The organism is Marinobacter sp. (genome assembly GCF_048266785.1).
Lineage (GTDB): Bacteria > Pseudomonadota > Gammaproteobacteria > Pseudomonadales > Oleiphilaceae > Marinobacter.
Window position 1 is genome coordinate 331907 of record NZ_JBLWYX010000001.1, and the last position, 21606, is coordinate 353512.

Annotated in this window: 17 protein-coding genes and 2 pseudogenes; 11 read left to right on the plus strand and 8 right to left on the minus strand. The window is 57.0% G+C overall.

Going from position 1 to position 21606, the window contains the following annotated elements; translation table 11 throughout:
- Positions 1 to 169 precede the first annotated feature (169 nt).
- From ACN0V1_RS01575 to pelF (ACN0V1_RS01585), 3 genes are all read left to right on the plus strand, one after another.
- Positions 170 to 856 (plus strand): PelD GGDEF domain-containing protein, encoded by a 687-nt coding sequence (locus ACN0V1_RS01575; protein ID WP_417543299.1) that lies wholly within the window; start codon positions 170 to 172, stop codon positions 854 to 856.
- Complete coding sequence (locus ACN0V1_RS01580) at positions 853 to 1836, plus strand: HEAT repeat domain-containing protein (protein WP_417543300.1); 984 nt, start codon at positions 853 to 855, stop codon at positions 1834 to 1836. The genes ACN0V1_RS01575 and ACN0V1_RS01580 overlap by 4 nt, the downstream gene beginning before the upstream one ends.
- Positions 1837 to 1942: 106 nt before the next feature.
- Entirely contained in the window at positions 1943 to 2914 is a 972-nt protein-coding gene (gene pelF / locus ACN0V1_RS01585; RefSeq protein ID WP_417543635.1) for a GT4 family glycosyltransferase PelF, read from the plus strand.
- On the opposite strand, the pseudogene ltrA reads toward pelF (ACN0V1_RS01585), so the two are convergent.
- Both ltrA and ACN0V1_RS01595 read right to left on the minus strand, forming a co-directional pair.
- Positions 2905 to 4035: pseudogene (gene ltrA / locus ACN0V1_RS01590) on the minus strand (group II intron reverse transcriptase/maturase); the annotation flags it as partial. The gene pelF (ACN0V1_RS01585) and the pseudogene ltrA sit on opposite strands and share 10 nt — an antisense overlap.
- Complete coding sequence (locus ACN0V1_RS01595; protein ID WP_417543301.1) at positions 4002 to 4322, minus strand: hypothetical protein; 321 nt, start codon at positions 4320 to 4322, stop codon at positions 4002 to 4004. The gene ACN0V1_RS01595 and the pseudogene ltrA, both read right to left, overlap by 34 nt.
- A gap of 241 nt (positions 4323 to 4563) precedes the next feature.
- On the opposite strand from ACN0V1_RS01595, the pseudogene pelF (ACN0V1_RS01600) reads away from it, so the two are divergent.
- Both pelF (ACN0V1_RS01600) and pelG read left to right on the plus strand, forming a co-directional pair.
- Positions 4564 to 5253: pseudogene (gene pelF, locus ACN0V1_RS01600) on the plus strand (GT4 family glycosyltransferase PelF); the annotation flags it as partial.
- On the plus strand, positions 5253 to 6629 hold the full coding sequence (gene pelG / locus ACN0V1_RS01605; RefSeq protein ID WP_417543302.1) for an exopolysaccharide Pel transporter PelG: 1377 nt from the start codon (positions 5253 to 5255) through the stop codon (positions 6627 to 6629). The pseudogene pelF (ACN0V1_RS01600) and the gene pelG, both read left to right, overlap by 1 nt.
- Positions 6630 to 6638: 9 nt before the next feature.
- On the opposite strand, the gene ACN0V1_RS01610 is transcribed toward pelG, so the two are convergent.
- The gene (locus ACN0V1_RS01610) at positions 6639 to 7751 is read right to left on the minus strand and encodes an S-(hydroxymethyl)glutathione dehydrogenase/class III alcohol dehydrogenase (RefSeq protein ID WP_417543303.1); all 1113 of its coding nucleotides are present in this window, start codon (positions 7749 to 7751) and stop codon (positions 6639 to 6641) included.
- Between the two features lie 114 nt (positions 7752 to 7865).
- Between ACN0V1_RS01610 and ACN0V1_RS01615 the strand changes: the two genes are divergently transcribed.
- The 6 genes from ACN0V1_RS01615 to ACN0V1_RS01640 all read left to right on the plus strand — a co-directional run bounded on the left by ACN0V1_RS01615 (position 7866) and on the right by ACN0V1_RS01640 (position 12918).
- Positions 7866 to 8453, plus strand: a complete 588-nt coding sequence (locus ACN0V1_RS01615; RefSeq protein ID WP_417543304.1) for a TetR family transcriptional regulator C-terminal domain-containing protein — start codon at positions 7866 to 7868, stop codon at positions 8451 to 8453.
- Between the two features lie 68 nt (positions 8454 to 8521).
- Positions 8522 to 9649: an alkene reductase gene (locus tag ACN0V1_RS01620; protein ID WP_417543305.1), complete on the plus strand. Its 1128-nt coding sequence runs from the start codon at positions 8522 to 8524 to the stop codon at positions 9647 to 9649.
- A gap of 33 nt (positions 9650 to 9682) precedes the next feature.
- Positions 9683 to 10432, plus strand: a complete 750-nt coding sequence (locus ACN0V1_RS01625; protein WP_417543306.1) for an SDR family oxidoreductase — start codon at positions 9683 to 9685, stop codon at positions 10430 to 10432.
- 147 nt (positions 10433 to 10579) lie between these two features.
- Positions 10580 to 10993: a YkvA family protein gene (locus tag ACN0V1_RS01630; RefSeq protein WP_417543307.1), complete on the plus strand. Its 414-nt coding sequence runs from the start codon at positions 10580 to 10582 to the stop codon at positions 10991 to 10993.
- A complete protein-coding gene (locus tag ACN0V1_RS01635) occupies positions 10923 to 11483 on the plus strand; it encodes an OmpA family protein (RefSeq protein ID WP_417543308.1) in 561 nt (186 codons plus the stop codon). The genes ACN0V1_RS01630 and ACN0V1_RS01635 overlap by 71 nt, the downstream gene beginning before the upstream one ends.
- A 226-nt stretch (positions 11484 to 11709) precedes the next feature.
- The gene (locus tag ACN0V1_RS01640; protein ID WP_417543309.1) at positions 11710 to 12918 is read left to right on the plus strand and encodes an ammonium transporter; all 1209 of its coding nucleotides are present in this window, start codon (positions 11710 to 11712) and stop codon (positions 12916 to 12918) included.
- Positions 12919 to 12969: 51 nt separating this feature from the next.
- Here the strand turns inward: ACN0V1_RS01640 and ACN0V1_RS01645 are convergent, their stop codons facing one another.
- From ACN0V1_RS01645 to ACN0V1_RS01665, 5 genes are read right to left on the minus strand one after another with little or no spacing between them, the layout of a single operon-like run.
- Positions 12970 to 14058, minus strand: a complete 1089-nt coding sequence (locus ACN0V1_RS01645; protein ID WP_417543310.1) for a lipocalin-like domain-containing protein — start codon at positions 14056 to 14058, stop codon at positions 12970 to 12972.
- A complete protein-coding gene (locus tag ACN0V1_RS01650) occupies positions 14055 to 16367 on the minus strand; it encodes an FtsX-like permease family protein (RefSeq protein ID WP_417543311.1) in 2313 nt (770 codons plus the stop codon). The genes ACN0V1_RS01645 and ACN0V1_RS01650 overlap by 4 nt, the downstream gene beginning before the upstream one ends.
- Positions 16364 to 17044, minus strand: coding sequence for an ABC transporter ATP-binding protein (locus ACN0V1_RS01655; protein WP_417543312.1), 681 nt, complete (start codon positions 17042 to 17044; stop codon positions 16364 to 16366). The genes ACN0V1_RS01650 and ACN0V1_RS01655 overlap by 4 nt, the downstream gene beginning before the upstream one ends.
- 27 nt (positions 17045 to 17071) lie before the next feature.
- Positions 17072 to 20236, minus strand: a complete 3165-nt coding sequence (locus tag ACN0V1_RS01660) for an efflux RND transporter permease subunit (RefSeq protein WP_417543313.1) — start codon at positions 20234 to 20236, stop codon at positions 17072 to 17074.
- The gene (locus ACN0V1_RS01665) at positions 20233 to 21483 is read right to left on the minus strand and encodes an efflux RND transporter periplasmic adaptor subunit (protein WP_417543314.1); all 1251 of its coding nucleotides are present in this window, start codon (positions 21481 to 21483) and stop codon (positions 20233 to 20235) included. Before ACN0V1_RS01665 ends, ACN0V1_RS01660 begins: the two co-directional genes overlap by 4 nt.
- Positions 21484 to 21606: the final 123 nt, after the last annotated feature.

Genomic DNA, 21606 nt, shown 5'->3' on the forward strand with positions numbered 1-21606 from the left:
TCTGCTGAGGCATCGAGATAAGGGTTATCCTTTATGCGCAAACAGTGTAGAGATTGCGCAACTATTTTTGACTCCAGTATCAGATTTCAGGGAAAGTGACTTCCGAATGACCATTCTTAGCTGGACTTGCCCTCTGGCTGTTTCCCGACCGAAATAGAAACATTCGCTGATGTTGCACAATCGACTCCCCCCGGAGATGACTCATCAGCGCCCGAACGCGGACCAAATTAGCGCCTTGCAAGAGCAGACGCTGGTTTCTGTGCATACAGAGTACCGCGACAATCGAGACAACCTGGACACCAACCTGTTGCTGGCGCTGCCTCTCATTGATTCTGAAAACACCATGATCGGAATGGTGACCGTTGAATCCATGCCATTTTTCAGCTTTCAGCCCAAAACCTTACGCCTACTGGCCATTATGGCCGGGCACATGGCGGATATGATTCAGGAACACCTTCGGATTCCCGAGCAGTCTACATCCGACTGGCGTCATTTTGAGTTCCAGCTGGCCCGGGTAATATCCGATGCCCGTGAACATAAACTGCCATCGGCCCTGATTCACTTCATCTTCACCGATGCCACCACCGCTGCTCATATAACCCAGCGAATGCAGCAAATGCGCCGAGGCCTGGACGTAATCGCCAGTCCTTCCAACGCACCCGAAAACCAGCTGGCCATTCTGCTACCCCTAACTGATGAACTGGGCTGCGCGGCGTATCTACAGCGGCTAACAGACGATATCCGCCGGCAGTCAGGGCAAAACCTGGCATCTATCGCACGCATCCAGCATCAACAGATCAGCCGCACGATGAATAGCGCCGAGTGGCTTGACCGGGTTCAGAAGGAGCCTGCATGAATGGCTGGCTGATTTCACTGGGATTGGCATTAGAGGCAGGCGGCATTGCTTCACTGTTCGCAGACCTCCCCCCCCTCGCGGCTCTTGCTACCTATTTAGCAATGCATGCGCTGGCCTCCCTGGTGCTTACACTGGTCTCCTTATCCCTGTTACCTGCCAGCTATCGACGCAAAAGCCTTCAAGCCGGCAGTTTTTTGTTCACGCTGCAGTTTGCCATTCCCGTTATTGGCAGCATCGGTGTATTTGCTGGCATGTTGCTACCACTGCACTTGCCGCGCTCAACGCACAGTGTTCCATGGCAGGAAACAGCCATACCGGAATTACCCTACAGCCCCGTAGATATGAACCAACAAATGATTTTCAGCGACGGCGGCCTGCGCGAAGTGCTCAGAGAAGCCAATGCTCCCGAGAAACGCCTGAAGGCATTGCTGGCCTCCCGTCAATTGACTGATAGAGAAGCAGTCAGCATTCTTCAGGAAGCGCTCAAGGACCCATCCGACGATGTCCGGCTGCTGGCGTACTCGATGCTGGAACAAAAAGAAAAGCACCTGACCACTCGGGCTCAAAGCCTGAAAAAACTTTTGGGGCAGCCTGATCACCCGGACCGTCACCTTCTAACCCGTCGGCTGGCCCATACCTGGTGGGAAATAGCCTATCTCGGTCTGGCACAAGGCGGACTCAAGCAGTACTACCTGGAAAACGCCCGGGATCTCCTGGCCGACCTGACCAAAACCATGTCCCGACACAATGACTGGTGCCTTCTGGGCCGGATCGAACTTGCGCTGAACCACACCACTGCCGCCAATCGTGCGTTCGAGGCCGCTCTTGCTAATGGTGCTCCACCAGAGCTGATTTATCCCTATCAGGCAGAAATGGCGTTCCTGGCGCGGGACTTTCGCAAAGTACGCTTCCATCTTGCCAACTGTTCACGGTTTCGCCCTATGCCCGCTGTAAAAGAGCTGATGGAGGGTTGGCTATGATCGGCCGCAAGCCTGTTCCAGAATCGCCAATAGCCGATATTACATTGCTACTGGAAGGCACCTACCCATTTGTTCGGGGGGCGTTTCGTCCTGGGTACACCAAATTATTACTGGCCTTCCACAATACCGTTTTTCGTTGGTTTTTATGGGTGGCGACCGCAACCATTACGGCAAGCAGCAATATGAGCTGCCGGACAACGTCGTGCATCTGGAATGCCATTATCTGATGGACAACCTGGCAGACGCCAAGCCCAAACCCAGCAAAGGCAAACGCACAGCGTTTGATACCCAGCGCAAACTACACGATCAGTTCCGCAGTAATGAGCCTGTACCAGCCGGGGTACTCAGCCAGGCTCTCCGTGATCTCGGGCGTAAAGCCGGAATCAGCAAAGAAGATTTTCTGTACAGCCAGGAAAGTTGGCAGATGATTGACGAAAGTTACCGCCAGTACTGCACAGAGCCGTCCTTCGTCGATTATTTCTGGACCATAAGAGTCATGCATGCGCCGCTGTTCCAAATTGCGGAAATTGCCCGCAATATTCCGGCCACCCGAACGGTGCACGCCATCTCCACAGGGTACGCCGGGCTACTGGGCGCAATGCTGAACGATATACGAGGCGTGCCTTTTATCCTCACCGAGCACGGCATCTACACCAAAGAGCGTAAAATTGACCTGTCGCAGGCCGAGTGGATACGGGATGTCAGCGACAAGGTCAGCACCAACCTCAACGACCAGCTTGGGTATATCCGGCAACTCTGGATCCGGTTTTTTGAGTCCTTGGGCCGCCTGGCTTATCAACAGGCCGACCCCATAATTTCCCTCTATCTGGGCAACCAGCAACGGGTGAGTCAGCCGAGGGAACTGCCCCCTCAGCTGCTCTCAGAACCCGGCGTGAACCTCTCAGCTCACCGGGCTCCCATTGCTCCAACCGAAAACGCCCCACGCCCGCACCAATGCGCGAACATGCTTGCCTGTTTTCGCTTCATGCCTGCAAGCCATGAGATCGCTCTCATCTTGCGGCCACGTAAGCGCTTGTATTTCCGCATAGCCCATCGAATGATGGCACGATCGAGGTGATCCGCTACAGGCTGGAACTCAGAGCCTCTGAAACGACAATAATAGTTGATCCATCCGCGTACGCGTGGCGCTAATACTTGAGCTAGCTGTTCCAGCGACAAGTCACTTCGGAGGGTCAGATGCCATCGTCGTATCGACTGGCGCATGGCCGTCATCGCTTGCCGGCTTACTGCCGGGGTGAATCCCAGCAAGGGCCTGCCGTTTCGACTGACCGTACGTCTTGGCCGGAATGTGTAGCCAAGAAAGTCGAATTGAATATGCTCATGGGTTTCTGTTCGCCTGCTGTCCTTGCAGTACACCACCCGTGTTTTTGTCGGGTGCATCTCCAACCCGCAGTCACGAAGACGTGCCGCCAACCGCTCTCGCAGATAGTGTGCCTCGTCTTCACTGCGGCAATGCAAGATGCCGTCGTCAGCATACCGACAGAAGGGAATGTCCTTGTGGTGAACCGTTAGCCAGCGATCCAAGGCATAGTGTAAGAACAGGTTCGCAAGAACCGGAGACAGCGGGCCACCTTGTGGCGTGCCAACGTTCCTTGATTCTTGCGTCCCATCCCGACGTTGCATTGGTGCTGTGAGCCAGCGTTCTACACAGAGTAACACCCACCGATCCTGACAATGATGACGAAGGGCTTTGAGCAGCAAGTTGTGGTCAATGTGATCAAACAGGCCACGAATATCGTATTCCAGCACCCAATCGCGCTCCCAGCAACGCTTACGCGTTACCGCCAGTGCGTCATGTGCTGACTTTCCTCGGCGGTACCCATAGGAGTCATCGTGAAAGACCGGCTCCAGAATCGGCTCAAGAGTCATTGTGACGATGGTCTGTGCAATTCGATCCCCAACCGTTGGCACGCCAAGTATTCGTTCTCCACCAGATTTCTTTGGGATCGGCACAGCTTTGACCGCGGGCGGGAAGTAACTGCCCGACGACATCCGATTCCAGACTTGGTAAAGATTCCTGCTTAAATCCCGATCGAAGTCGGAGATTGACTGGCCATCAACACCTGCTGCGCCTCGATTCGCTTTAACACGCTGATACGCATCCCATACCAGTCGCTTTGGAATTACAAACGGTTTTACGGATGTCACGGGTTCATCCTTCCAGAGAAGTTGATCCATGGATCCGCTGAAGCAACTCGCCCCCTTCGCTCCGCATCCATTACAGACACATCGTCACTACTACGAGGCAATCCGTCCTCAATCCGTGCATCGGTACTCTGCATCTCGCTTTTCTTCACTTGACGCCCTCCCTTAACATCACGGTATTGAGTTCCCACAGTTCCGTTGAAGCGCCTGAACCGAGCTCGCGCCATCTCTATGCCGGATACCGCCCATCCAGTAAACAGGTTCCCGATGAGCTTATCGCGGGGATAGTTGTGGCCCCCGGTTTTGATATCGTCTGTCAATTTCGACACCTTAACGATGGTTCGCTTGTACTCGCCTTCTCGGCTCTTACCTGACACACCACATGGGTGAGCCTTTTCCCCCGATGCTTACGACAACGGTCTTCAGCCAATGCCGCTCGGGGTGGTTTGGAGCCAGCCCCTGCAGGCAGACTCCGGGGGTTCGGTTCCCCCATCACTTCAACAGCTTCTCATGCAGCCCGTTCAACTCCTGTAGGATCGGACGGCATTGCTGTGGCACACACAACTCGTTGACGGTGCCGACCCTGCCCGCACCCACATTGTTCCAAACGGAATTGACCCGCAACGTTTCGAAGGCGCTCTCGCTGCCCGGCCGAAAGACGTACCCATGGTCATGGGCCTGGTTGGCCGAGTGGTTCCGATCAAGGACATCAAAACCTTCATTCGGGCCATGCGCTCCGTGTACGAGGTTGTTCCGAACGTCGAAGGCTGGATTGTAGGCCCTGAAGAAGAAGACCCGGCCTATGTAACCGAGTGTCGGGAGTTAGTCAGCAGTTTGGGTCTCGAAAGCTGCGTGAAGTTTTTGGGCTTCCAGAATGTGAACGACATACTGCCGCAACTGGGCCTGATGGTTCTGACATCTATTTCAGAGGCATTGCCACTGGTTATTCTGGAAGCCCAGGCCGCCGGGCTTCCATGCCTGGCCACGGATTTGGGCGCGTGCCGTGAACTTATTGAAGGCGGTACCGATGAAGATAAAAACCTGGGGTGCAGCGGCGCAGTCGTTCCCATTGCTGATCCAGAAGCAACCGCCAGGGAGGCGATTCGGCTGCTTCTGGATGAACGGCTCTGGACTCAGGCAAGTGCCGTAGGGCTGAGAGGCGTAAAACGCTACTACACACTGGACGCCATGTTTGATTCCTATCGCACTATTTACGACACCGCAATTTCAACCGGGTACCGGGAAGACTGATGGCAGGCATTGGGTTTGAACTCCGACGCATTCTGAAGCGCGACAACCTGAGCAGCCTGTTCGGCGCTTACGGCCTGGCCAGTATTATCAGCTCCGGCCCCTGGGTGCTGTCAGTGCTCGGGGTAATGCTGATTGGTATCGTCAGCCTCAGCCTGTCGGTTCGCGATATAGAGATTATCCAGTTTCTGGTATCCGTGACCTACCTGATGGCGATTTCCCTGACGCTCTCCGGGTTGTTCCAGCACGTCTTTACACGCTGGGTTGCCGACCGGCTCTATGAAAAGCGCAACGACTTGATACTACCCAGCCTGATGGGCGTGCTTTGGCTCTCAACCCTGCTGGCGCTGGCAGGCGGTCTACCGGCCATACTCTTCCTATTGCCGGACACCAGCGTTCTCTACAAGCTGCTAATGCTGGCCAATTTCGTGGTGTTGTGTAATGTCTGGCCGGTAACCATCTTTCTTTCAGGCATGAAGTCCTATGGCCTGATCGTTGCCCTGTTTGCCGTAAGCTACACCACCGCCATTATCGCATCACTGCTGCTGGCCAGATTTGGCCTGGAAGGCTTGCTAGGCGGCTTGCTTTTGGGCCACGGCCTGTTGTTGTTCAGTTTTCTGTTCACCATTATCCGGCAATACCCCAGTGACAACCCCGTGGGTTTCGACTTCACCCGCCGGTCACAGATTTTCCCCGCATTGATCGCGACCGGCCTGCTGTTTAATGCTGCGGTGTGGGCCGACAAATTTATCTTCTGGTTCCACCCCGACACATCCCAGCACGTGATCGGAACCCTCAGGGCATCGGCCATCTACGACCTGTCGATATTCCTTGCCTACCTGGCCATTATCCCGGGCATGGCGGTATTTCTGGTGCGTATGGAGACCGACTTTTCCGAAGCCTACGACCGCTTTTACAGTGCCGTGCGGGAGGGCGACACCCTGGCCCGCATCAATGGTTTTCGCGATGAAATGGTGCGCGTAGCACGGAGTGGCATTTACGAAATCTGCAAGGTACAGAGCTTTACACTGATCATTCTGTTTATCTGGGGCGACGAGCTGCTGTCCGCTATTGGGATATCCCCACTGTACCTGCCTATGTTCTATATAGACTTGGTATCCGTGAGCATGCAGCTTATTCTTCTGGCCATCCAGAACGTGCTGTTCTATCTGGACTCCCGCCACATCAACGTATCTTTGTGCGTGATTTTCTTTTCCAGCAACCTTATCTTTACCCTCGTGACGATTGAGCTAGGCGCCAGCTTCTACGGTTACGGCTATGCCGGCGCCACATTCTTGTCTTCCGTTATCGGCCTGGCCCTGCTGTCACGTAAATTTGACCTCCTGGAGTACGAAACCTTCATGCTCCAGGGGCGTTAACCAGTAGCTTTAGAAGTGAATCACAGTGCGAATGCTCTTGCCTTCGTGCATCAGATCAAACGCCTTGTTGATGTCTTCCAGGGGCATTTCGTGGGTAATGAAAACACCCAGTGGGATTTCGCCCTTCTCCGCCTTTTCCACATAGCCCGGCAGTTCCGTCCGTCCTTTTACGCCGCCAAACGCTGAGCCTTTCCAGACCCGGCCGGTAACCAACTGGAACGGACGGGTGCTGATTTCTTCCCCTGCACCCGCTACGCCGATGATGATGGATTCACCCCAGCCCTTGTGGCAGCACTCCAGGGCCGATCGCATCAACTTTACGTTGCCCACACATTCAAATGAATAGTCCACGCCGCCATCGGTCATTTCGATAATCACATCCTGGATGGGCTTGTCGTAATCTTTCGGGTTAACCACATCAGTAGCGCCGAGTTGCTGTGCAATCTCGAACTTACCCGGGTTGATGTCGACCGCGATAATACGACCAGCTTTGGCCATTTTGGCGCCAATAATGGCTGCCAGGCCGATACCACCCAGGCCAAAGATCGCAACCGTTTCACCTTCTTCAACCTTGGCAGTATTCAGTACCGCGCCAATGCCTGTGGTTACGCCACAACCCAGTAGGCACACTTTATCCAGAGGTGCTTCTTTAGGAATTTTGGCCAAAGAAACTTCTGGCAACACGGTGTATTCCGAGAAGGTTGAGCAGCCCATATAGTGATAAAGCGGCTCGCCTTTATACGAGAAGCGGGACGTGCCATCGGGCATCACGCCCTTGCCCTGGGTTGCGCGCACGGCACCGCATAAGTTGGTTTTGCCAGAGGTACAAAATTTGCACTCGCCGCACTCAGCGGTGTACAGCGGAATTACGTGGTCACCGACCTCAAGGCCGGTTACGCCTTCGCCCAGAGCTTCCACAATGCCGCCGCCTTCGTGGCCCAGAATAGTGGGGAACAGGCCTTCGGGGTCGGCACCGGAAAGAGTATAGGCATCGGTATGGCAAACACCCGTTGCCACGATGCGAACCAGAACTTCGCCTTTTTGGGGCGGTGCGACATCCACTTCTACAATTTCCAGCGGTTGATTGGCAGCAAAAGCCACGGCGGCACGGGATTTAATCACAGGATATCTCCTTGCAGGCAGAGTTATGGTTAAAGAACCAAGGTTAAAGCGTTACGGTTATCCCGGATACTGAGAGGTTGACGCGCTCTAGACGACCGGTCTAGTATGGCCGCCATGACGACGAACAACACACGCAATCTCATCATCCAGACCGGCGCCGACCTTATCGGCACCAAGGGCTTTGGTGCAACCGGCATTAACGGCATACTGACGGTTGCTGGCGTGCCTAAAGGGTCGTTCTATCATTACTTTAGCAGCAAAAATGACTTCGGCCTTGCGATCATCGACACCTTCGCCGAGGAATACGATGCGAAGCTGGAGCGAATTCTCAATGACAGTAGCCGTTCCTGTGTTGATCGCCTGCGCGCTTACTTCGATACCGGCTTTGACAACATGGCCAGCTGCAACTGCGCCCGTGGCTGCCTCATTGGCAACCTTGGCCAGGAGCTTGCGGGCCAGAATGAATTGTTCCGTGTGCGGCTGGAAAAGGTGTTCTCCGGCTGGGAAAAGCGCTTGGAACGCTGCATTGCCGAGGCACAAACCGCTGGCGATATTGGTACCAACATTGCCCCTTCAGATGCCGCCAGTTTCTTGCTGTCGGGCTGGGAAGGCGCAATCCTGAGATCCAAGGTTGTGAAGTCAACAGAACCGATGGAGCGGTTTGTCCGGGTATTTTTCAAGCAGTGCTTTGGCATCGATTGATTTTTTTTCGCACACTCGCTAGTAGACCAGTCTAATTAAATTTCATTAATCCGAAAAGAGACTATTTTATGAGCAACCAAAAACCGAATGATCCATTATTTCAGTCGTTGAATATGGGCGGCCTTACACTGCCTAACCGGGTTCTGATGTCTCCGCTAACCCGTTCACGCTCAAGCCAGCCGGGCGATATTCCGAATGACATGAATGCCCACTACTACCAGCAACGGGCCAGTGCCGGATTGATCCTGAGTGAAGCAACTCAAATCTCACCGCAAGGCAAAGGCTACGCTTTCACACCGGGCATTCACTCTCAGGAACAGATTAATGGCTGGAAAAAGGTTACCGGCGCCGTGCACTCCGCCGGTGGTCGCATCCACATGCAGCTATGGCATGTGGGCCGCATCTCGCATCCGGAATTGCAGCCGGATGGGCAGCTACCGGTTGCACCATCCGCCATCAAGCCGGAAGGTGCCAAGACCTTTATCAGTGCCGACTCCGGCATGGTGGATGTGCCCGAGCCGCGAGCGCTGGAAACCCATGAGATGGCCGGCATTGTTGAGCAGTATCGCCAAGGCGCACTGAACGCGCAGAAAGCCGGATTTGACGGTGTTGAGGTTCACGCCGCCAATGGCTATCTGTTGGACCAGTTCTTAAAAAGTGGCAGCAACCATCGCACCGACCAATACGGCGGCTCCCTGGAAAACCGTCTGCGCCTACCGCTGATGGTCGTTCAGGCTGTGATTGATGTGTGGGGCGAAGATAAGGTGGGCGTTCGTATTAGCCCAACAGGAAGCTTTAACGCCATGTACGACAACAACCCGATTGAAACCTTTGGCACCTTTGCCAAACATCTGAACGATCTGGGTATCGCTTACCTTGAGGTGGTTGAGGATTCCTTCCAGGGCAATCATGCCAACGGTCGACCGGAAGAAGTGATCGAAGCGATCCAGAACGTTTTCAAGGGTACCTATATCGCCAACGGCGCTTACACTGCCGAGGAAGCCCGCACACGTATCAGCGAAGGCCGCTGCGACCTGGTTTCCTTCGGCCGGCCGTTTATCGCCAATCCGGATCTGCCGGAGCGCTTCCGCGAGAATGCGCCTCTCAACGAGTGGGATGACAGCACCTTCTACGGAGGCGGTGAGCACGGCTATACCGACTATCCCACACTGGAAGAACTTGAAACTAACGCTTGATCAGAATTTTTTGATCCAAACAGGAGAAATACTATGAGCAACACCAACGACCCGATTAACAGCAAGGTTGTCATCATCACCGGTGCCAGCAGCGGCCTGGGCGAATCCACCGCCCGTCGCCTGGCCGATCGTGGTGCCAAACTGGTACTGGCCGCCCGCAGAGAAGACCGCCTGAAGTCGTTGGCCGACGAGCTGACGGCAAAAGGTGCCGAAGTCCTGTGGCAGGTCACCGATGTCACCGACCGCAAACAGGTAGAAAGCCTCACTGCTTCGGCCAAGGAAAAATTTGGCCGTATTGATGTCCTGATCAACAACGCTGGCCTTATGCCTCTGGCACCGCTGGATGCCCTCAAGGTAGACGAATGGGAGCAGATGATAGATGTTAACATCAAGGGCGTTTTGTATGGCATTGCTGCCGTGCTACCGACCATGCGGGAGCAGCACAGCGGGCACGTGATCAACCTCTCGTCGGTAGCTGGCCACAAACTGTTCCCGGGCGGTGCGGTTTACTGTGCAACCAAATACGCGGTCAGAGCCCTGTCTGAAGGCTTGCGCATGGAAGCCGGTGACGAAATCCGCAGCACCAACATTTCACCGGGTGCAATAGCCACCGAACTGACCAGCACCATCACCGACCCCGATGCAGCAGACGCGGCGGAAAAGCTCTACAAGGTCGCCATCGACGCCGACGCGGTTGCCCGCGCCATTGTCTACGCGATTGAACAGCCGCATGATGTGGACATCAACGAGATTATCCTGCGCCCTACGGCGCAAGAGATGTAAATCTGCGTTCAGGTTGAGATCTGTCCGGATAACCTTTTCAACTGCCCGAAGCGTATCACTTTGATCGTTAGGGCAGTTGGGAGGGGCCTGTTTCGTGACATTATACAGACCGGCCATCCATCGTTTTCCAACAGAGGACACTTGTTCATGGCTCTGTTCAGCCAGAAGAATGCGCGCAAACAGTTGAATGCCGAAGCGGAGAAGGTAAACCGTGCCGATCTGGAAGCTCTGCTGGAACGACAGAAATCCATAGAGGAAAAGGTCAAAGGCAGTGGCAATCTGAAGCGGTTCAGCGCCGACATCAAGCTGATGTTTTCCATGATTCGGGACTACTGGAACGGCAGCTACCGCAACGTTCCGTGGAAAAGCATCGCCGCCATGGCCGGCGCGCTTCTGTACGTAATGAACCCGTTGGACTTCATTCCCGATCTTATTGTTGGCATCGGCTTTGTAGACGATGTTGGCGTAGTTGCACTGTGCTTGAAACTGGTTGAGTCTGATTTACACAGGTACGCCGCCTGGAAAGAGTGCAGGACCAGCACCGTATCGTCATACGAATAGAGGAGAAAGGCTCGTTCCCCTCTGGCTCGGCAGAGTTGACCTGCGAGTTCGAAGGCCTGCTTCTGGAGATGGCGAAAGTGCTGGCGAATATGCCTGGCAAGCTGATGGTGGAAGGGCATACCGACGACATACCAAGTCGGACGTCCGCTTCTACAGCAACTGGGATCTTTCAACAGCCCGCTCCGCAGCAGTCGCCAACGTGTTGCTGGCTACCGGTGATGTTGAGCCCACTCGTTTGGCTGTTAAAGGGTTAGCCCACACTGAGCCCAGGGTAAAAAACACGTCAGCAGAACACCGCGCGAAAAACCGCCGCGTGGAGATTATCATTGATCTATCCGAACCTTTGGAGAAGCAAGGAATGCGGCTTCGTGAGCTTATTCAAAAAGATGCCAAGGACCGCGAAGCCATCATCGATATCCGCCCCATCACTATTAGTCCTGGAGAAGGTTCGAAGTCCGAGCCGGACTCAAACGGTCTTATTACCTGGTAGCCACCAGAGACACCTCTAGCGCCCAATTTCGTGCACGCGTGCAAAAAATGCATTGATTAGGTGCGAAAATAATACCCATACCCTCGATTTTGTGCCCCGGTTTCCCGCCAAACATACAGCCCCCGGCAATTCGCATTGTTTTGGAACACTTATTGCTGGTTCTGCCCTCAGTTAATGCACACAGCCCGCCAAAGGCTGATAACCAGAACATCAGGAGAGCAAACCTGTGGACCTCACGAGTGCAGTACACACCCTGACTGAAAGCGCCAACACACTGTTCATTCTTATCGGCGCCATCATGGTACTGGCGATGCACGCCGGCTTTGCCTTCCTGGAAGTGGGCACGGTGCGACATAAAAACCAGGTCAACGCCCTGGTTAAAATCATGACCGACTTCGGCGTCTCCGCAGTGCTCTACTTCTTCGTCGGTTACTACATAGCCTACGACAGCCATTTCATGGTCGGAGCCGCTGAGCTGACGACCAATAACGGTTACGAACTGGTCAAGTTCTTTTTTCTGATGACCTTTGCCGCAGCCATCCCGGCCATCGTCTCCGGCGGCGTTGCCGAGCGCGCAAAGTTCTACCCCATGTTGATCGCTTCCGGCCTGATTGTCGGGCTGGTTTATCCGTTCTTCGAGGGACTGATCTGGAACGGTAACTATGGTTTTCAGAGCTGGCTGGAGAACCAGTTTGGTGCCGCATTCCATGACTTCGCCGGCTCCGTTGTGGTGCACGCTATGGGTGGCTGGGTCGCACTGGCCGCTATCCTTCTGCTTGGCGCCCGAAAAGGACGCTATCGCAATGGCCGGGTGGTGGCCTTCGCCCCATCGAACATTCCTTTTCTGGCTCTGGGTGCCTGGATCCTGACCGTCGGCTGGTTTGGTTTTAACGTCATGTCTGCGCAGACCCTTGATGGCATCAGTGGTCTGGTAGCTGTGAACAGTCTCATGGCTATGGTTGGTGGCATTCTGGTCGCCATGGTGGTGGGCAAAAAAGATCCCGGCTTTATTCACAACGGGCCGCTGGCCGGCCTGGTCGCTGTGTGCGCAGGCTCCGACCTTATGCACCCCGTTGGTGCTCTTGTTACAGGCGCCGTAGCGGGCGGTGTTTTCGTTTATCTGTTCGAATGGGCCCAGGACAAAATCGAGCGACTGGATGATGTTCTCGGCGTGTGGCCTCTGCATGGCGTTTGTGGTGTCTGGGGCGCAATTGCCTGCGGTATCTTTGGCCAGGAGGCCCTGGGCGGACTCGGTGGTGTGAGCCTGATATCCCAGATCATCGGCGCCGTTGCAGGCATGATCGTGGCCTTTGTTGGCGGCTTTATAGTCTATGGGGCGGTGAACGCCATCTCAGGCCTGCGCCTGACCGAGGAGGAAGAGTTCAACGGTGCGGACATCAGTGTTCACCGTATCGGCGCGACCGCGGTCGAATAAGCACCCGGGTTGTGTAAACCCTGCAACAGGCAGCCATCCGGGCTAACCGTTTCACGGCGCTTTATAACCGGTCAGTTCCATGTAACCCGCGCCAGAATGACTGCCTGACACACTGACCGGGCTTTCCCAATAGGGGTAAAGCCCCCGGTTAAGATAATCGCCGGGTGGTGCATTCAGCTCCAGGTCTGTTTGATACTTCGGAATGCTGAGCTGCCAGCGCACAGGTACGCCCTTGCGCCGATCCAGTTCCTTAAGACTCAACTCTTCAGAGCTTAATGGCACGGGATCACCTTCTGCGGGAAGCCAGGTGCCTGATAAAAAGCTCCCGTTTTCATCCCGCAAACGGAACGCCATTAACTTATCGCCGCTATCCAGATGCAGTGCAAACCAGTCCCAGCCTTTCTGCCCGGTTTTCAGCAGCTCGCTGCTCCATTCCCGATCGAACCACCCCTTTCCCCTGACCGCCAGCACCTCGCCCTCCAGCGTCACCTCGCCCGTAACGGCAATATCCACCAGGCTGAAATACATCGAGCCTTCGCCACTGGCGGATTTGGCGCTGAAACCCTGCTCCCCGTGAGCGACGGGCGCGCCCTCAATGTTGAGAGTCAGATCATAGCTCCAACCCTCACCTAGAGCTTGCAGTTGCCAGCGATCGTTATCGGCGTTGCCGCTCAACCGCCAGTTATCCAGCCACACCTGAAACGGAACGGCCGTGGCTCCCGCCGTACCCATGTCGCCACGGGCAAGCTTTTCCGCAAAATAGTGTTGGCCCCTCCAGCTCACCGCGCCATGAGCCATCCAGGCAGCTTGCAGCGGCCAGTCGGTTGCAGCCGGCACAGGCTCGGTTGCAGCTCTGGGCTGGAGTGCCTGGCGGAACTGCGTCCATTGCAGCCCTAGCGGCTCACCCGCGTCAGTTTCAAGATTTGCAGTAAGGTACCACCACTCAATGCGGTGCTGCGGATGCGGCCCGAAATCGGCAGGAAAGCTCAGCCGATCCCCGGGGCCTGGCTGCAAGTAAGGCGTATCGGCTATGGTGCCTTGCTCAAGCCCTGCAAGACCGGCAAAACCTTCATCCCCGGCGTCGCTGGAGCAGCCGGCAAACAAGGAGAAAAGCAGTAGAGAACCGACGTATCGGATCATCGCTCACCTCCCATCAAAGCGCTGGCAGATACAGGCGCAACAGCGGGTCTGCCAAGTTGCCGGCGCATAAGCGCAGCAATACTCAGACCGATGGCCAGGTTAAGAACAGCCAGCTCCAGCCAGAACGCCGGGTACACCGCCATCGGCAGCGACCAGCCAAACGCCAAAGGATTGATCCGGTGCACCAGTACCCAGGTCAGCCAGATACCCAGAGGCAAGGCCAATACGGCGATACCTCCGGTTAATAAAAGCGCCAACCGCTGCAACTGGCCTGCAACCTCGCGCTGCGACATGCCCCAGACCACCAACAGCCGGAAGTACCAGGCCCGGGTAGAGAAAAATACCCAACCCATCATCAGCAACGCAGAGGCTGCCAGAATCAGGGTAAGCAGAGTCATCGCACGGGTGAGCGCAAACGTCTGATCAAACACACCGGTGGCCAGCTCGCGGATGGTGCCATTGTCTCTCAGGGATAACTCATTCACGCCCCAGATCTGTTCAAGTGCACTGGTAATCTGCGTAATTCCAAGTTCGCCGGGCGTCACGGGCAAGCTCTCGAAACGGACGTCGAAATTATCGGGCAGGGTTGCAGCATTCAGAAGCACTTCACCCACCGGGCGACCATAGTCCGGGTAGACTCCCAGTACAGCCAGGGCCCGTGGCTGAGCGCCGAGAGTCAACTGCACACTGTCGCCAACCCCAAGATTCTGCCGGCGCGCCAGCTGCTCGTTAATCATCACACCTTCACCGGAGGCCAGAGCTTCCCAAGGCTGAACTGCCGCTTCCAGCAACGCCCATGTGCGCACCAGAGAGCCCACAGGGGCAACCGCCAATACATCCACTTGCGGGCCGCCAGGATTCTCCGCATCTGCCAGTTGGGCCTTGCCCCGAATCACTCTGTGCCACTGCAGGCCGGGAGCGCTCGCTTGTTGGCCGGTGAGCCATGCCGCAGCTTTGTGCCCGTCAGTCCCGCTGGGCACTTCAATGTAATAAGCGGCTTCCAGTCGCTGCCCCAGCCAACGATCAAAGGTGTCTTCAAAAGTGGTAACCAAAGCCTGCACTGCAAGCACCATGGCCAAAGCAAACTGCAAGGCAACCAGTGGTAACGTCAGGCGACGAACCAGCACGGCTAACTCCCGAAAGCGCCACCGGGCGAGCGGAGCTTTTGAACGACCGGCGCGCCAAAGGGCCAGATGCGCGACAGCAGCCGGTGTTAGCCAGCCGGCACCAGCGAAAACCAAAGCAACCGCAATAAACACCCAAGGTAGCGAGGGCGCCAGCCAGGCCATGGCCAACCCGGCTGCAAGCAAAGCGATCGCCAGCGCCGCCCGTGCGGGCTGGGGCAAGGAAAAACGTTCGCGGAACCTGAGTAAAAGCAGATCCCCCAGGCAGGCAATCACCACCACAGCCAGCATAACCAGCACCGGCGTTATCCACCCCTGCCCTTGGCCGGCATAAAGAGGAATATCGAACAGCCCATCAAGAGCCTGCCCAAACCCGCTCCCTAGCCCTGCCGCCAGCCAGCGGCCCAACCACACGCCCGGCACAACACTGACCAGTGCCAGCACAAGAATTTCCAGCGCCAGCCAACGTTGAACTCGCCCGGCTGGCACGCCAAGCCGATGCAGCAGGGCAAAGCTGTCCCGGCGCTGAGCCAGCCCCAGCAAGTAAACGCTGCGCAATAACAGCGCGGTGATCAGCAGTACCAACACACCCAGAGCTTCGAGATTGAGCACAAAGCTGTCGCCGAGTTCGCCGGTGTCCGGGCTGGCTGAGAAGGTTTTCAGATAGTAACCACCTGGCAGATCTGTGGCTTGGGTTGTTTCTGGTGTCAGCAGATATAAATGGCTATCGCGGGCACTGATGCTGGCTGCGGCGTGCATATCCACAAACGGTTTGCCATCCAGAGGCTGATCCAGCGCCTGAGATGCGCCGGTTCCGGCACCGAAACAATGGGCGGCCAGCGGATCAATCCCCACAAGGCGGCTACCGGTTTCGGGAGTTACCTCCAGCCAGGGCATAATGCACACACCGGCAAGGCGAAGTGACACAAAGTCTTCAACCACCAAAGCCCGGCCATCGTCTCGCATCACCTGCTGGCGTTGCGCTACGGTCCGTTCGCTCTGATCCAGGCTTGCTCTGGCCTGGCTGGTGAGATGATTCATACCCGTCCACAACATGGTTGCAATAACAATCATGGCCGCCAGAGCAAGCAGTTGCAGGGGATGACGGCGATAATGGCTGAGCAGGGCCCGGGGGAGGAATAAGGCGGGGAAGGTAGGCGGCAAGAGAGACAGAAAGCCTTTCATACGGCGTTCAGGTGGCCAAGATCCAGGCGCTGCTGGCAACCGGCAGCAAGTTCGGCATCGTGAGTAGCCAGTATCAGGCTACAGCCGTAACGGACCTGAAGATCGAACAACACCCGGGCAACCTCATCGGAGGTATGACGATCGAGGCTCCCCGTAGGCTCGTCCGCCAGAATCAGGGCCGGTTCCATGGCAAACACCATGGCCAGAGCGGCGCGCTGGCGCTGACCACCGGACACCTGATCCGGATAGCGCCGGGCCAGCTCACCGATATCCAGGCGTGTCAGCCAGTCTTCGCTGTTGGCCGGATCACGGCCAGCAAGCTGGGCCCGAAACCGCACATTCTCCAGTAATGACAACGCGGGCATGAGGTTAGCCTCCTGAAACACCACGCCAATATGCTGCCGGCGCAATGTCGTCCAGGCCGTTACGGTTCGACGCGCCGCAGCACCGCGCGCCTCAAAAACCCGGTCATGCAGAACGATGGTACCGGCATCTGGCAACTCCAGGCCGCATAGCAGGTTCAGCAGGGTGCTTTTGCCAGAGCCGGAGCGACCTGTCAGCGCCAGCGACTGGCCCTGACCGAGCGTAAACGACAGTTTTTCGATAACCGGGACGGTTTCGTTAGCGCTGACGAAATGTTTGCTCAGACCCCGAACAGCCAGCAGAGATTCAGTCATACAGGTTCCGCTCCTTACTGCCGTTTATTATTCCGCTGCTCCCAGTGGCTCTGCCTCCCCACCGTGACGGCTGGCCCACCATTCCCGGAACTGCTCCAGCCAGGATAACAGGGCAGGAATGACCAACAGCACCAGAAACGTTGAGAGCCCCAGGCCAAAGGCAATGGAGGTGGCCATCGGGATCAGGAACTGCGCCTGCAGTGAGGTTTCAAACAACAGGGGCAGCAAACCGCCAATGGTGGTCAGTGAAGTCAGCAGTACGGCACGCACCCGCTGCACAGCCGCTTCGTTCAGCGCCTCGTCAATGCCCAGCCCTTTTTGGCGCTGCTGATTGTAGAAAGACACCAGAATGATCGCATTGTTCACCACAATACCGGCCAGGCCAAACAGCCCGAACAGTGATAAAACGGTGAGCTGCAGCCCCATCAGCCAGTGGCCCAGCAGCGCACCTACCAGGGCGAAGGGAATGATCGCCATCACGATCAGCGGCAGGCTCCAGGATGAAAACACCCAGACCAGTATCACGTACATCAACGCCACCCCGATCAACAGGCCGGTTTTCATATCGGCAATGGTTTCCCGCTGGTCCGCCGACCGGCCTTCAAAGCTGTAGCGAACGTTGTAGCGGCTGGCAATATCCGGCAAAGCATCAGCCTGCAGGCTCTCGAGGATCTGCGCCGTGGTGCTTACCCGGGTGTTCAGGGCGGAGGTCACTTCCACGGACAGATTGCCGTCGGCATGACGCAGAGCCTCGAAACCCTGGCGATGATCCAGGTTCATCACCTGTCCCAGTGGCACGAAGCGTCCATCGGGTATGCGCACGGTCACGCGCGACAGGGTAGACAAACGCTCGCGCTGATCCCGGGGCAGTTGCACCCGCACTTCCATCTCATCACGACCGTCCTGATAAATCTGGGCGATCCGGCCATCGAACGCTGCGCGAAGCTGGCTACCCAAATCGGTGGTGGTGAGGCCCAGCGCTTCGCCATAGGCACTGGCCTGATAGATAAGCTGTTCCCGGCCCCAAGGCATATCATCTTCCACATCCAGCACACCGGGCAGCGTCGATAACGCCTGCGCCAGTTCTTCTGCGGCAGACTTCAGGTTTTCCGAGTTGTCACCGGTCAGCCGCACATTCACATCGCGGCCCGGAGGCCCGGCCTGGCGCTCGGAAATGGCCAGGTTATCCAGCCCGGCGGGCAGGTCCAGACGGCTGCGCCATTCCGTGATGAATTCCGGGTTACGCACCGGGCGCCGATCCGAAGGCACAAGTTCAATCATGATGGAGCCCAGCTCATCACCGGCCCGGGAGCTTCCGCCTGCGCCAAGCGTGGCGCCTTCCGTGGTAACCGCGTGCAATACGAGGTTGCCCCCCAGCGCCACTTCCGTCTCATTCAGTGCCTTCTGCATATCGGCCATAAAACGGTTAACGGTCTCGCTGTCCGTGCCCGCAACAAAACTGGCATTGGCGTAGAGAACCGAGGGCTCCGGTGTCGGGAAAAAGTTGAACCCGAGGCGACCACCGGCAAGCAGCCCCACGGTGACCAGGGCCAAGGCCAGAACGCAGGCCATGGTGATGCCCCGGTGCTCCAGACTGCGCTGGGAAAATCGTCTGAACGGGCCTTCGCGAAAGCGATCAAACCAGCGCTCGAAGCCAGCGCGAAAACGCGCAATCGGGTTACGGCTGGGGCGCGCAGGTTCCTGCGTACCTTTACCCGTGTTCCGGGGGCTGAAGGCGTGCCGCAGGTGCGCTGGCAGCACAATGAAGCACTCCAGCAGCGAGGCGATAAGTACGCAGATCATGACCACCGGTATATCACCGAGAATATTGCCGATAACGCCGCCCACCACCAGCAACGGCATGAAGGCGGCGACGGTGGTCAACGACGAGGCCAGCACCGGCCACACCATGCGTTTGGCTGCACCTTCCGAGGCATAAATGGAGGCTTCACCCATGCGGGCGTGAGCGTCCGCATCCTCACCCACCACTATGGCATCGTCCACAATCACCCCCAGCGCCATGATCAGCGCAAACAGGGAGATCATGTTGATGGAGCCACCAATAAGCCAAAGCACACCCAGAGCCGCAAGAAAGGCCGTCGGAATTCCCACTGCCACCCAGAATGCCACGCGCCCCGGAAGGAACAGATACAGCAGGCACACAACCAGGATCAGGCCGCTGAGGCCGTTGCTGGTCAAAAGCGAAATGCGATCGTTCAGCAGTTGCCAGGTCTCATCGTAAACCTCCAACTGTATCGAAGGCGGCAGCGTAGCCCGTGTCTCGTCGAGCCATTGCCGCAGAACCTTTGCCGCAGCCAGGGAATTACCATTTTCCGATCGCTGTAACTGCAACTCAATGGCCGGAAAACCATTGCGGGTGAGGGACACCTGGCTGTCGCGATCTTCCTGGCGGACATCGGCGATGTCCGCCAGGCGCAGCTGAATTCGCTCACCGCTGAGCACGGGCACGGATTCAAATGCCTGCGGGCTGCGCCGTTGCTCTACGGATCGCAGCTCACGGGCCGCGTCCTGCTGGGCCATTATCCCGGCGGGCAAATCCCGCGAAACCGAAGCCACCCGTTCGGCAATCTGCCCGAGCGTCAGTCCCAGCGTCTCCAGCCTTTCCACCGGAACCTCAATGCTGATCTGCTGCTCCGGCAAGCCTCTGAAAGACACCCGGTCTATGCCCTGTTGCAGGAGCTCGTCCTCGTAGCGGTAGGCCAGGGCTCGCAGCTCGCTGCGGTCAACATCACCGAACACCAGCATCCGGGCGACAGGCTCGTAGCGTTCGATCCGGGCAACCCGCGGCTCCTCGGCGTCTGCAGGAAAGTTGTTGAACTCATCCACCTGCTGGCGTACATCATCCAGTGCGGTAATCGGATTGGTACCTTCCTCAAACTCCAGAGTGATGGACGCCACGCTCTGAGCCGAGGTGGAGGTCATCTTCTTGAGCCCGTCCACGCTGCGCAGGCGCTGCTCCAGCGGATTGGTTATGCCCTGCTCCACATCTTCCGCCGAGGCACCGCTCCAGACCACTTGTACACTGACCACATCCAGCGCAAAGGTGGGAAAGAACTGAACGTTCATGCGGGTAAGAGCCAAGGCACCGGCAAGCAGCATCATCAACATCACCAGGTTGCCAGCAACCTTGTGATGTACAAAAAAAACTATGATGCCTTTTCCGCGCCTCATTGTGCGGCGCTCCCTTTACCTTCATCCGGGTCGGCAACGTTCACTTTAAGGCCAGTCAGGGCATTAGGAAGATGGGTAACAATCAGCTGCGCGCCTGGCTTCAGTGCCTCACCGGCAATCAAAAGGCGGCGTTCGCCATTGGCGGAGAGCGCTTCGCCCACCCGCTCGACGATAACGCGCCGCATGCGGTTGTCGTCTGTAATCAGGTACACGCTGTCTGCGCCATATAAGGCGGTGAAGGGAACGGCTACGGTTTCCCTGCGCTCCGGGCGCTCAAGGCTGACCGGCAGCAGGGCGCCCGGGCGCAAACCCGCGGCGTCGCCGGCCACCGCAAGAATCGCCTCGGTTCCGGCAGGGTCGCTGGTACCGGCGAAGCGCTCGAACCGGAAGCGAATCTCTCGCTGATCGCTGTATGCAAAAAGATTCTCGCCCTCTGCCAAGGCGCCAATCAGCTCGGCCCGATACATATCGGACACCCTGGCCCGAAGCTCGAGGCCCTTTATGGCATAGACCGAGAGCAGCTTCTGGTTTCGGGATACCTGATCGCCCACGGCCACCTGAACATCCGTCACCACACCATCAAACGGGGCAGTAACCCGGGAGCGTTCCGCATCCCGCTGGGTGGTCGCAAGCGTTGCCGCAGCCTGGGCCAGCCGGGCCTCCAGGCTTTGTCGCCGCGCCGGATGCTCTTCAATGGCGCGCTGGCGAATACTGACGGTGAGCTCGGCCCTGGCGGCAACATCGGTTACGCTCTCCAGGTTCTCACGGGAGGCAAGGTTACGATCTACCAGTGAGCGGGTGCGCTCCAACTGCCGACGTGCATTGGCCAGAATCGCTTGCTCGCTTTTCAGCGCGGCCTGATCATTGCGGTAGCGCACCTGTTCAGAGCGGATCTGCGCCTCAAGATCGGCCACCTGGGCTTTCGCCTGGGCCAGCACCGGTTCAATGTCGCGAGCATCCAGAGCGACCAGCAGATCACCGGCGTTCACCCGCTGCCCCTCGGCCACTGGCCGCTCACCAACGCGACCGGCCAGAGTGGCAACCACCGACACCTGTTCCGGTGCGACCACCTCGCCGTACAATGGCAACATCGGTGTGTGCGGTCCCGGCTCAACAACCTGAACCTGCACCCGCCAGCTGCGCTCGGTTGCGCTCACTTGTGCCGGCTCCGGGCGAGTCATTTTCAGGAACAGGAAACCCAGAACACCGACTGCCAGAATAATTACGGGTATAAGTCGTTTGGACATCGTGTGTTAGCCAGCTAAGGTAAATAAAGCTCCGTCACAGGACGGGTGCTATCATTGAGGTGTCTTGTAAGACGCCTCAGGACCAGTATTCAAAAGTACTTTCAGGAGTACTATACGTTTGTT